The sequence below is a fragment of the Paraburkholderia fungorum genome (assembly GCF_902833645.1).
GTDB lineage: Bacteria > Pseudomonadota > Gammaproteobacteria > Burkholderiales > Burkholderiaceae > Paraburkholderia > Paraburkholderia fungorum.
Map to the genome: position 1 here is coordinate 46,135 of NZ_CADFGE010000020.1, position 12,180 is coordinate 58,314.

Annotated in this window: 12 protein-coding genes; 4 read left to right on the top strand and 8 right to left on the bottom strand. The window is 62.2% G+C overall.

Annotation, left to right across the window (positions count from 1 at the left end):
- Positions 1-8 precede the first annotated feature (8 nt).
- Both HWX91_RS38985 and HWX91_RS38990 read left to right on the top strand, forming a co-directional pair.
- Positions 9-992, top strand: a complete 984-nt coding sequence (locus tag HWX91_RS38985; protein ID WP_028200661.1) for a chemotaxis protein CheV — start codon at positions 9-11, stop codon at positions 990-992.
- A 740-nt stretch (positions 993-1,732) separates the two neighbouring features.
- Positions 1,733-2,512 (top strand): hypothetical protein, encoded by a 780-nt coding sequence (locus HWX91_RS38990; protein WP_028200591.1) that lies wholly within the window; start codon positions 1,733-1,735, stop codon positions 2,510-2,512.
- Between the two features lie 48 nt (positions 2,513-2,560).
- Here the strand turns inward: HWX91_RS38990 and HWX91_RS38995 are convergent, their stop codons facing one another.
- Positions 2,561-3,670, bottom strand: a complete 1,110-nt coding sequence (locus HWX91_RS38995) for an asparaginase (RefSeq protein WP_028200590.1) — start codon at positions 3,668-3,670, stop codon at positions 2,561-2,563.
- 50 nt (positions 3,671-3,720) lie between these two features.
- Complete coding sequence (locus HWX91_RS39000) at positions 3,721-4,641, bottom strand: LysR family transcriptional regulator (RefSeq protein ID WP_028200589.1); 921 nt, start codon at positions 4,639-4,641, stop codon at positions 3,721-3,723.
- Positions 4,642-4,763: 122 nt separating this feature from the next.
- Here HWX91_RS39000 and HWX91_RS39005 point away from each other — a divergent pair, with 122 nt between their 5' ends.
- The gene (locus tag HWX91_RS39005) at positions 4,764-5,669 is read left to right on the top strand and encodes a DMT family transporter (RefSeq protein WP_028200588.1); all 906 of its coding nucleotides are present in this window, start codon (positions 4,764-4,766) and stop codon (positions 5,667-5,669) included.
- Between the two features lie 7 nt (positions 5,670-5,676).
- On the opposite strand, the gene HWX91_RS39010 is transcribed toward HWX91_RS39005, so the two are convergent.
- From HWX91_RS39010 to HWX91_RS39035, 6 genes are all read right to left on the bottom strand, one after another.
- Complete coding sequence (locus HWX91_RS39010) at positions 5,677-6,300, bottom strand: pyridoxamine 5'-phosphate oxidase family protein (RefSeq protein ID WP_028200587.1); 624 nt, start codon at positions 6,298-6,300, stop codon at positions 5,677-5,679.
- A 157-nt stretch (positions 6,301-6,457) separates the two neighbouring features.
- Positions 6,458-7,720 carry an MFS transporter gene (locus HWX91_RS39015; protein WP_028200586.1) on the bottom strand — a complete coding sequence of 421 codons (1,263 nt, stop codon included), beginning with the start codon at positions 7,718-7,720 and terminating at the stop codon, positions 6,458-6,460.
- 165 nt (positions 7,721-7,885) lie between these two features.
- On the bottom strand, positions 7,886-8,137 hold the full coding sequence (locus HWX91_RS39020) for a hypothetical protein (protein WP_028200585.1): 252 nt from the start codon (positions 8,135-8,137) through the stop codon (positions 7,886-7,888).
- Between the two features lie 86 nt (positions 8,138-8,223).
- Positions 8,224-8,532, bottom strand: coding sequence for a hypothetical protein (locus tag HWX91_RS39025; protein ID WP_028200584.1), 309 nt, complete (start codon positions 8,530-8,532; stop codon positions 8,224-8,226).
- Between the two features lie 148 nt (positions 8,533-8,680).
- Positions 8,681-9,457, bottom strand: coding sequence for a maleate cis-trans isomerase family protein (locus HWX91_RS39030; protein ID WP_028200583.1), 777 nt, complete (start codon positions 9,455-9,457; stop codon positions 8,681-8,683).
- Complete coding sequence (locus tag HWX91_RS39035) at positions 9,454-10,698, bottom strand: D-amino acid dehydrogenase (protein ID WP_028200582.1); 1,245 nt, start codon at positions 10,696-10,698, stop codon at positions 9,454-9,456. Before HWX91_RS39035 ends, HWX91_RS39030 begins: the two co-directional genes overlap by 4 nt.
- Before the next feature lie 272 nt (positions 10,699-10,970).
- Between HWX91_RS39035 and HWX91_RS39040 the strand changes: the two genes are divergently transcribed.
- A complete protein-coding gene (locus tag HWX91_RS39040) occupies positions 10,971-12,170 on the top strand; it encodes a branched-chain amino acid ABC transporter substrate-binding protein (RefSeq protein WP_028200581.1) in 1,200 nt (399 codons plus the stop codon).
- Positions 12,171-12,180 lie beyond the last annotated feature (10 nt).

Here is a 12,180-nt window from a genome sequence, read left to right on the forward strand (position 1 = left end):
GAGTTTCAATGGCAGTCGATCATCGCGTGAACAACGAACGCAGCAACCTGACGAGTTCCAACAAGTTCGAATTGTTGCTGTATCGGCTGGGCTCTGTTCCCGGCAGCGACGCGCATGAGCTTTACGGTATCAACGTCTTCAAGGTGCGCGAAATATCGACGATGCCGCCGGTGACACCGATTGCGGGATCGTCGCCGTATGTCATGGGGGCGGTGGATATTCGCGGGCAGATTATTCCCGTGATCGATTTGCCGCGCCTGATGGGTTGCGAGCCGACGCGCGGTTTGAACATTTTGCTGGTGACGGAATTTGCGCGTTCGACGCAGGCATTTGCGGTTGAGGAAGTGGATGACATTGTGCGGCTCGAGTGGAATCAGGTTTTGTCTGCCGAAGGCGCGGCCGGCGGCAATCTGGTGACGAGCATTGCGCGGATTGACGGCAACACGGGCGACTCGCGACTTGCGCAGGTGATCGACGTGGAGCAGGTATTGCGTGATGTGTTTCCGTCACAGCATCCTAGCGTCGACCCGAGCTCTGTGGGTGAAGCGCTAGGCATCCGCCGGGGCGCGAAGATTCTCGCCGCTGACGATTCCGGCTTTGCGCGCAAGCTGATTGAGCAGGCGTTGAGCGCGATCGGCGCGGACTATGTGATGACCAAGACTGGCGAGGAGGCGTGGCATACCTTGCAGGAAGTTGCGCGTGAGGCGCAGGCTACTGGCGTGAGGGCGAAGGACAGTATTGCGCTGGTGTTGACCGATCTCGAGATGCCCGAGATGGATGGGTTTATGTTGACTCGTCAGATCAAGGCTGACGAGCGGACCCGGGATATTCCGGTGATTATTCATTCGTCTTTGACAGGCGCGGCTAATGAGGCGCATGTGAAGAATGCTGGCGCGAATGGGTATGTGGCGAAGTTTGCAGCCGCTGAGCTGGCTGATGCTATTCGTAATGCGTTGGGGGGGGTGCCTGCGGCGGAGGGGGTTGTCGGTTGATGCGGTTTTGTGCCTGTTCGGCGCTTTTTGTTGTTGATCTGGGGCTTTGGCCTTTCCTTGTTTTTTTAGTGGTCTATTAGCGTTGCCCCTGTGCGGGGCGGCACCTACTTTTCTTTGCCTGCCGCAAAGAAAAGTAGGCAAAAGAAAGCGGCTTTACACCGCCAGCTCATAAGCGGGTCCCCCGCACAGCCACGGTAGTGGTGCATCTGGAATCTGTCGCCTCGCACATTCGGCCTTAGTGACAAGGCAGTCATACCTCCGGCGGCGCTGCGCGCGCCGATACCCGGATCAAAAAAACGATCAGTCATGCAAAGCATTAGCCAGGTTTCCCAGGCAGACCCGTCCGCGACGCACGTAGTGCGGAGTGGGAGCTGATGAATCCTTTGTCAACGGCGCGGAATGTGCGGGGGCACGGATTCCAGATGCACCACTACCGTGGCTGCGCGGGGGGCCCGCTTATGAGCTGGCGGTGTGAGCCGCTTTCTTTTGCCTACTTTTCTTTGCGGCCGGCAAAGAAAAGTAGGTGCCGCCCCGCACAGGGGCAACGCTAATAGACCACCAACAATTCAAGGAAAGGCCAAAAGACCAACCCCAGACCAGACCACGAACAAAGCAACGCCAGAGAGCCAGATCAAACAACAAAAAAGCGCCGCGAAGCCCCCTGCCGGGCAGGCAAAAACCCAATTTCTATGTGACCATACCCAAACCCACCCAACCCCGCACGGAGTGCAAACAAGAAAATGCTACACCCTGACCCACTCCACCCCCTGCGCCCCTTCCTGAAAAACTACGTGTGGGAACACGGCCACATCGGCACTCGCTACCTGAACTGCGCCACCGGCGAAATCAGCTTCGATGACGGCAAAAAATCCCGCTTCGCAGCAGAAAAATACCTCTACATCCCGCTAGATAAAAACGCCCCCGGCGACCCGCTGGCCACCGGTCCGTCAATCCAGGACGCGGCCCTCGCCCGCTTCCTCCGCGCAGCGCAACTCGGCAAACCCGAAGAGGCCGGCTCCGCCGCGGAAGTCCAACGCGCCGTTCACGATTGCGTCGACCTGGCCATCTTCAGCGCCTATCAGCACGACGCGCTGCAAGCAGTCGACCACTACACCCAGGAAGCCATGTTCGACGACGAAATCCGCGCGGCGGTAGTCAGCGATATTCGAAAGGTCTATGGCCCCATGCGCGACCAACTCGCACTCTACGACTTCACCGTGCTGCATGGCCTGCCCACCCCGCTTCTCTTCAGCGACACACCTTTCATCGACTGGCGCATACGCGTCAAGCCAGCCATGCCGTTTGTCTCGCTGCCCCTCGGACCCTACGCGCTACTGGTCGGCACACCGTCTGGCAGAACCAGCCGCGCGGCGCCCGTCGCGTGGAAAACCGCCGTGTCGATGGGCGCGCTAAAGGATCACAATCGTCTGATGGTCGAACGCGCCCGTCTGTGGATCGTGGCCACCAGCGACGATCAACTGGTGTCCATCCAGAACCGCTTCAAGAAAGACGACGCATAAGCAGCGCCGCCCTCCCGGCCCTCCCAGCCCTCCCAGCCCTCACGACCCTCACGCCTCGCGGCGTGCATGCGCTGCGAGCTCGAACGAAAATGCCAGATGGCCGATTTCGACGCCCATGGTGTTGACCATCGGCGGCGCATGGAACGCGCTCAATTGCGCACGCTGTTCAGCGCTGCCGATATCGAGCCGCGCAAGCAGTTCGGCAACGGTCGCGTACAACACGCCGATGTTGCCGTCCTCCACTTTCACCGCGATACCGAGCGCACCGTCCGCGCCAAGCCGCGCTGTCTGCCGCGAAGCCCGCACGCCGATCGCATAGCTGCCGTCGGCGCCGACCTTGCCGATCAGCGCGCCGTCGAATGCCCGCATCAACGTAGTACAGAAGCGCCCCTCGCCGCCCACCCACTCCGGATGCGCCGCCATCGCCCGGTAGATGCGCGCGAGCGCAACGGTGCGTGGCGAAATGGCAGAAGGAGTCCCCGCAGAAGCGGCGGCGGACGCCGATATCTCATCCTCCGCGGCAGCAAGCTTAGCGAACAGCCGGGCAAGACGGTCAAGGGCAAATGCCGGCGTGGGCAGATTGCAACCGTCGATTGACCATTGCACCCCGTCGTCCGGTAAGTCGCACACCTCGGCGACGGTGTGCTTCACGCGCACCTGTAACGGATGCTCCGGCAGTTCATAACCCGCTATCGCCGCGCCGATCGAACGCGCGCCGGCCAGCATGCCGGCGTGCTTGCCCGAACAGTTGCTGCACACCGCATCCGGCTTGAAGTCGCGCTTCAACCAGTCGACATACACGGCGTCGGACAACGGGGGATGCCCGCCGCAACGCAGGTCGGCCTCGCTAACCTGCGCCTTGGCCAGCATCCGCCGCGCACGTTCGATGTGACGCGGCTCGCTGCTATGCGATGCACACATGAGCGCAAGGTCGGCTTCGTCGAAGCCGAAGCGTTCAAGCGCGCCAGTTTCCAGCACCGCGAGAGCCTGGGCGGGCTTTGCCGCGGAGCGCACCAGCGTGATGCGCGATGGGTCGCCAAATGAATACAGCAGACGGCCGTCGGCCTGAACCACCGCAACATGGGCGATATGGGTGTTCTCGATCGCTTCGCCGCGATAGACAGTCGCCGCGATCGGCCCGGTTTCACGCAAGCTCATGTTCGTTCTCCTCCTGATCGCCTCTGTTGTAGCGATCGCTATGAATGGTGTTATGAAGCTTCGTGTAATTGCGCGACGAGGTAGTCGATCAGCACTCTCACCTTCGGCGGCAGGAAACGGTTCGGCGGATATAGCAGCCACACCGACCCTACGTAAGCGCGTGCTTCGAGATTCCAGTCCGGCAGCACCTGCACGAGTTCGCCGCTTTGCAGTGCCTCGGCGGCCGCAAACTCAGGCAGATTGGCAATGCCGAAATCCTGCTGCGCGGCCTCCAGTCGCGCGCCGGCATGGTTGGCAACGTAGCGCCCTTTCACGTCCACGGTTTGCGTCTCCGTGCCGCGACGAAAACGCCAGCGGTTGTCGTCGGCGGTTTCGCCCAGATAGATGCAATCGTGCTTGAGAAGATCGCGCGGTTGCACCGGCGTGCCGCGCTCGCGCACGTAAGCCGGCGATGCAACCAGCAGCCAGCGCACCGTGCCCAGCCTGCGCCCCGCGAGCCCTTGCGGTGGATGCCCGGTCAAACGGATCACCAGATCGACGTCGTCGGCAAGCGGATCGACATCGTGGTCGGTGAAAAGCAGTTGCAGATCGACTTCGCCATAGGTGCGCAGAAAGCCGGGAATCAACGGGTGAATCACCGTCTTCGCAAACGCGGTCGGCGCGCTCACGCGCACCTTGCCTTGCGGTCGGTCGGCCAGTTGCCCCGCGGCATCCACCGCGCCCGATGCCGCGCTCACCATGTCCCGGCAAAAACGCGCCACCTGAGCACCCGATTCGGTGACCCGTACCGTGCGCGTGGACCGTTCCAGCAGACGTGTCGCCAGCGCGTCTTCGAGGCGCTTGATCTGGCGGCTGACCGTGGACGGCGTGCTGCCGAGCTGACGCGCGGCCACCGAAAAGTTGCCGGCATCGACAACGCGCGCGAAAACCGCCATGTCCGGCAGCAAAGCGAAAAGGTCGGTTGGGTTCATTGTCGGACGCTCGCGGCTTGAGCCTATTTATGCATTCGCAACACAAATGCTATGCACAACAACCCGATTATCGCTTTCTATACAAAGTTCGACAATAAGCGTTCATCTGTCCGAGGTCCGCCATGTCGAAACAAGAACGTCTGCTTCTGCTCTCCGATCTGATGCTGCTCGCGGTCGCGGTGGTCTGGGGGACCAGTTACGGGGTCGTCAAAAGCGCCCTGGTGTTCTACCCGGTGCTGGGCTTGCTGGCGATGCGCTTCGGCATCACTTTCGTGATCCTGTCGCCCACCTTGCGTCATTTACGCGCTGCCGATGCCCGCACGCTGCGCGGCGTGCTGAGCGCGGGCGCCCTGCTGCTCGGCATCTTTCTGTGCGAGACCTTCGGCATTCTGCTCACGCGCGCGGCCAATGCGGCGTTTCTGATCAGCCTGTGCGTGGTGCTGACACCGCTCGTCGAATGGTGGATGCTCAAGCGCACGCCGAGCCGCATCGAATGGGGGGCGGTCGCGCTGTCGCTGCTCGGTGCCTGGTTGCTGGCGGGGGACGGGGCATTGAGTTTCAATCCCGGCGACGCGCTGATTCTGCTCGCCGCGCTGCTGCGCGCGCTGAATGTGTGCGTGACCAAGCGCGTGATGCGCGACTCGGCGTTACCGCCTTTGTCTGTGACGGCGGTTCAGTCGGGCGTGGTAGCGTTCGGCAGCGCGGCGGTTGCGCTGCTGTTCGCGCCGCAACAGTGGCAACCGGTGCCGTCGCTCGCCGGGCATGCGATGTTCTGGGGCTACATCGGCTATCTGGTGATAGCGTGCACACTGTTCGCGTTCTTCGCGCAAAACTTCGCGATCAAACGCAGCAGCCCGACGCGCGTGTCCTTGCTAATGGGCAGCGAACCCGCGTTCGGTGCGCTGTTCGCGTGCCTCTGGCTAGGTGAACGGATTTCGACGGCAGCGTGGATCGGCGGCGCCTTGATCGTCGTGGCATCGATTCTCGCCACGGTGCGATGGACGGCGTTGCGGGTGAGCGCCGCCTAAGCTCGAATCACGTGCCCGATGCCGCCCGTAATCGCGCGATTTCCGCTTCCAGCGTCTCGATGCGCCGGTCCCTCTCCGCCAGCGCGGCAGCCACGTCTGCGGCCTCGAACCGCTGCGGAATATGTTGCGGACAGTTCATATCCCACGCGCTGACGGTCATCACGATCACCCGCTCGCCGCGCGCTTTATAGCCCTGTGGCATCAGTCTGGCCAGCAGCTCCGGATCGTCTTCGACCGCGCGCGCGTTGCCCCACAGCTTGATGCGGCGCCGGCGTGCATAGTCGATCAGGAAGAGATACGCCTTCGGGTTGTCGGCAAGATTGCCGAGCGTAATGTACTGGCGATTGCCGGCGAAATCGGCGAACGCGATTGTGTGGTCGTCGAGTACGCGCAGAAAACCCGCAGGGCCGCCGCGATGCTGAATATAGGGCTGCCCTTCTTCATTCGCGGTGGCAAAGAATACGCTCGTCTGTTGCTCGATAAAGCCTGCGACATCCGGCGTAATGCGCGTTTCCCAGCCGCGTTCGCTTTCCATGCGCGCATACGCATCACGCGAACCATGGCGTGCCTGGATCGCCTTCACCGTTGGCGTGAAAGCGATGTCGCTCGGGTACGAGTGTGTGTAGTTCATTGAACGGCTCCTGTCTCGCGGATCAGCCCGCAGCTTGCACGTTCAAAGTTACCGGCTTCCATCTTTAAAGAGAACCCGGTGAAATCGGAAACCCGACTTTCAAAAATCGAGAAGATGAAACGGCGTCCCGTTGAAAGCGAGACGCTGTGCACCTCTATCAATGGCTCGGCACCAACCCCTCCTCCCGTTCAAGCGAGCGGGTTCGCTTGAGTTCCGGAAAGAATCGCATCCACAACAAGGCGACGGCGATCGTTGCGATGCCGCCTACCAGAACGGCCGGCTGCGCACCCCACCACCCCGCCGTCACACCCGATTCGAATTCGCCAAGTTGATTCGACGTCCCAATGAAAAGCGAATTGACCGCGCTGACACGGCCCAGCATTTCGTCAGGCGTACGCAGTTGCACGAGCGAGAGGCGCACCACGACGCTGATCGTGTCCGACGCACCCAGCACCATCAGCGCGAAGAATGACAGGAAGAACTGATGCGACAGACCGAACACGATCGTGGCGGCGCCAAACGCAATCACGCCGCCGAACATCGCAGCGCCGGGCCGGTTGCGCAGCGGGAAATGTGCGAGCCAGATGGTGCCCGCGAGCGCGCCGATCGCGGTGCCCGAGCGCAACAGGCCGAGACCGAGCGGTCCGGTATGCAGGATGTCGCGTGCGAAGACCGGCAACAGCGCCGTCGCGCCGCCGAACAGGACCGCGAACAGATCGAGCGACAGTGCGCCGAGGATCACGGGTTCTTTGCGAATAAAAGCGATACCTGAGAACACCGACTCGAGCGTCACCGGCGCGCGGCTTGCCAACTTCGCCTGCAACGGGATGGCCCACACCGAGACAGCGGCGGCCGCGAACGACAGCGTGCATGCGAGGTAAGCCGCACCGGGGCCGATGCCGTAAAGCAGACCGCCCAATGCCGGACCCGCGATCTGCGCGGACTGATTGGCGGAAGTGGCCCATGCGGTCGCTTTGGGCAATTGCGCGCGCGGCACGACGCCCGGCAACAGCGAAGCGACCGCGGGGGACTCGAAGGCGCGAGCCGCACCCACGCATGCGGCCAGTACATAGATAACCGGCGCGCTGATCCAGCCGCCGAAGGTGCCGACGGCGAACAACAAGGCAGCGACGCTTTCAAGGCTTTGACAGATGGCGGCGATCCGGCGACGGTCATAGCGATCGGCAACATGGCCGACCACGAGCGTCAGCGCGAACATCGGCAGGAATTGAGCGAGGCCGACGAGGCCCAGTGCGAAGGCGCTATGCGTTAGCGCGTAGATATGCCAGCCCATTGCGACGGCGAGCATCTGGAACGACAGCGACGAGAGGATACGGGTACACCAGAAGCGCTGAAACGGAGGATGTTTTGGCAAACTGAAACTGGCGTCGCCGACGGAATCGGCCGGAGGTCGGGGCATGGGTTGCTTGCTCTCTACTAGGCTGGCTGGGGCGGCAGCTAGTTTAGAGCAAGTTTATTTATTTTGTTTTTACCCTGACGCCCGCCGGGCCGCCTGATATCCACGTTTCAATGCAACCGGCGCAGATAAGGGTCGACAGTTTGGCGACCGGCGGCAGACCAGTTCTTAACCGTCCTCGTGAATCCGATCAACGCGCCGCCTGCCTTCAACATAGCCGGCTTCGCGAGCCGCTTCTTCGCTGGGAAACGTGGCGGCCAATTCCTCGAAGCGAATGCTCTGCCCGGCTAAGTGGGCCTGGGCACCGTGCCGACAGATGTACGCCGAGTAATGCCACAAGGTGTCTGGCGCCGGCGGCCCGTAAGCCGGAATCGGCAGGACCCAGACCTCATATCCGTTGTGCTCGATCTTGTCCCACATGACACTCTCCATCCGGAATCTGAAGGAAGCTTATTCAGGTGCCGCAGCATGAAAGCCGAATGCCCACGGCCCTGCTGGTTGCTTCGTCAAACGTGCGGAAGATCGTCGATGGACTTTTCGACACTGCCGTCAGGCTCCTCCGTGTCGATGCCATCAGGGCCATTGGTGTGCGGAACGATCTTTATTTTCGGCCCCAGAAATCTCACGCCGCCGAGGGTAAAGAGGGACCAGCCTACGTCTCCCGCGCGGATCGCCTTGACCACCTCCGCCACCTCGACGATCGAAGTTGGAGACAGGCGGTCGTGCGTCCTCTGGTCGATGAGCGACCAGCGCACGTGCGTGACACGATCAGTTGCAGGGTTAATCCGCACGCCGTCAATAGCAAACGCAGCCATATCAACCTCCATCATTCCGACCAGGAATCCTCGTATTATGCCCCGCTTCTTTCCCGCTTCTTTCCCCGCTTCTTTCCCGCCTCTGCGGCCCGTTTCGGGGCGGGATCATCTGCGTCGGGTGCGATTCGCCGTGACCGATATTCGACCATCACAGCGCGAACAAACGACCCAATCGAGGTTCGCAATCCTCCACGCCTGCGAGGCGCAACGCATGCCACGCCATCGCGAAGTTGCTCGATATCACGGGCTTGCCGAACCTTGCCTCGAGTTCTGGAATGAGCCCGGCAATCCGCAGACTCGTGCAGGATACGAAAACAGCGTCCACGTCAGCGCTCTGTGCGAGATGCCCGACGGCGGCTTCTAAAGACGCGGCGTCGATTCGCGCCACTTCGTTGTCGTTCGCATGCTCGAACGAGGCCATACGTGTGACGCCGACACCGCGCGCTTCGATGTAGTCGCGCATCGTGTTGTTGATCGCACGCACATAGGGCGTCAACAATGCGACGCGCCGCGCACCGAGCGCACGCAGGGCCGTGAGCGCCGCGGTGATCGGCGTGGTGCAGGCGACGCCGGGACGCGCTTCGTGGATGCGCTCGAACACCGTCTCCTCGCCGATCACCATCGATGCCGACGTGCAGCCAAACGCCACGACGTCGATCCGCTCGCCGGGACGAATCAGCGCCACCGCCGCGGCAATACGGGATTCCATTTCCATCAACCGTTCAGGCGTGATATCCGCCGAGTTGTACACGCGGCTTTCGTAGAACGCCACGCCATCCTGCGTCAGCAGCTTGCGCCATTCGTGCTCGATCGTATGGTCGGTCGCGAGCACCACGAGACCAATGGCGGCACGCCGGCAGATGCCGTCGTCCAGCACGAAGTCGAGTTTTGCATACGCGTCGTCGTGCGGTGCATTCATGCTCATTTCAGTGTCATCCCTGTCATGTCGATCTCGGGCTGGCGACCGGCCATGACGTCGGCCAGCAGTTTCGCGGTGCCGCACGACATGGTCCATCCCATGTGTCCGTGCCCGGTGTTCAGGTACAGGTTCCTGTGATGCGTGCGGCCGATCAGGGGCGTCCCCTCCGGCGTCATCGGCCGCAAACCGGCCCAGTAGGACGGGCTGTCATAGTCGGCGCCGTCGGGAAACAGTTCGCGTGCTACCTGCAGCATGGTCGTGAAGTCTGCGGGTGTATGGCGGGTGTCATAACCGGCGAATTCCGCGGTTGCGGTAAAACGCAGCCGCTCGCCAAAACGCGCCCACGCCACGAGATTGTTCTCATCGACACCGCCAAGGTCCGGCGGTCGGTGACCCGGTCGAACCGGGAAGGTGGCCGAGTAGCCCTTTATCGGATACACCGGTAGCCGATAGCCCAAGGGACGCGCAACGATGGGCGACCAGGAACCGAGCGCCAGCACGAACTCGTCACCGCCCACGAGTCCCCGTGGCGTTCGCACGCCAACTACCCGGTCGCCCGAAGCCTCGATTGCGCTGATCGGCGTGTCGAACTCGAAACGCACACCGAGGCGCTCGCACGCCGCTTTCAACGCGCGGGTGAACAGGTGCGCGTCGCCGCTTTCGTCGGTGGGGCAGTAGATTGCCCCGGCAATCCTGGCACGCGCCCCGTCAAGCGCGGGTTCCCGTGCGACAACCTGGGCCGTATCGAGCGTGTCGAGCGGCAGACCGTTGTCCTTGAGGATCGACATGTTCCGTGTGCCTCGCTCAAACGATGCTTCGTCGCGATAGAGATACAACAGGCCGCGGCTAAGGCGGTCGTATTGCAGATGCTCGGCGGCCGTCAACTGTTGCAATTGCATCTGTGCGTAGCGGCAAAGCGCGACCTTGCGCGTCGTGTTCCGGCGGGAGCGTTCCGCGGTGCAGTTTCGCAGGAACTGGAGGCACCAGACCCACATGTGCGGGTCCGCATTAAGCTTGAGCCGCAACGCCTGCCCGTCGACGAAGAGCGACTTCAGCAGGATTTTCGGTGCACGAGGGGACGCCCACGTATACGAGTGGCCCGGCGCAACCAGCCCGGCGTTGGCGAAACTGGTCTCAAGCGCAACGCCCGGCCGGCGATCGATTACCGTCACCTCGCGGCCCTCTTTCGCGAGATACCAGGCGGCTGTAACCCCTGCGATCCCGCCGCCAAGAATGACGCTTTTCATGCGCGACTCCCATCCCGATCGTTCAAATATAGCGCCGCGCACGCGTTGGATGGAGGTTTATACGCGGATACCCTAGCCCGTTCATTCGGCAGCGAGACCTATCATGAAAGGAGCACTTTCGTAACGGCGCCCCGATAAGCCTGACGGCCAGTCCGGCGGGCTGGCGGGCCACGCATGGCATGCGAACGCACGTTTTCGTCCGTTTTCTGATGTCACCGGTCTATCCGCGTGGCGGATCGCTCTGATCCCTTTCACGATAAGGAGTCACTAACATGATTGCTCAGAAGAATGGCGCCGTCTGTGCTGCGAGCGTTTTGCGGCGCACAACAATCGGGGCCATGGCCGCGCTCGCCGTGCTCGCCGGCGCCCTGCCCGGTTCGGCGCGCAGCGAGGGCGCCACGATCAAGATCGGCGTGCCGGTGCCGCTGTCGGGCAGTAGCGCCAACGCGGGCCAGGACATCGTCAACGGCGCCAAACTCGCCGCCGCCAGAATCAATGCGGCCGGCGGCGTGCTCGGCAAGCAGATCGAACTGGTGCCGGAAGACGACGCCTGCGATGCGCAGACAGCAGTACAGGCAGCACAAAAGCTAGTCGATGCGGGCGTCGTGGCGGTGGCCGGCGGTTACTGCTCCAGCGCCGCGCTGCCGGAATTGACAACCTTTCACCGCGCCGGCATTCCTTACGTGCTGGACGCGTCGACCAATCCCAAGCTGACCGAGATGGGTTACGACAACGTGTTCCGCACGATCGGCCGTGATGACGAGCAAGGCCCGTTTGCCGCCAACTTCATGAAAAACTTCCTGCATGCAAAACGGGCGGCGGTCATCAACGACAACACGACCTATTCCAAAGGTCTCGCCGATAACACGGTGGACGCATTGAAGAAGGACGGCGTCGATGTGGTCTACGACGACGCGATCACGCCCGGCCAGATGGACTATTCGCCGACGCTGACCCACGTTGCGGCACTGAAGCCAGACGTCATCTATTACACCGGCTATTTCGCCGAAGCGGGCTTGCTGGTGAAGGAAGCGCGGCAACTAGGCATGAAAATGACGCTGATGGGCGGCGACGCCACCAACGACCCCACGCTGATGAAAACAGCCGGCCCCGCCGCCGACGACATGCTCATCACCACGGCGCCGCTGGCGCAATTCCTGAGCGCCGCGCACGCCTACGTCGACGACTATACGAAGGCTTACGGGCAAGGCCCCGGCCCCTATTCCGTCTACGAATACGATGCCGTCGGCGTCACGGCAAAAGCGATCGCGAACGCGAAATCGACGACGCCCGCGGCGATCACTGCTGCCCTGCACAAAATCTCGGGCTATCAAGGCGTGACGGGAGCCATCAGCTTCAACGCCAAAGGTGATCGCAGCAACGCGGTGTATATCGTCATCACCGTGCGCGGCGGTAATTTCACGCCGTATCAGCGGCTCGATTCCGGCGGACACTGGGTGGCGATGAAGTAGGCCCGGCGCG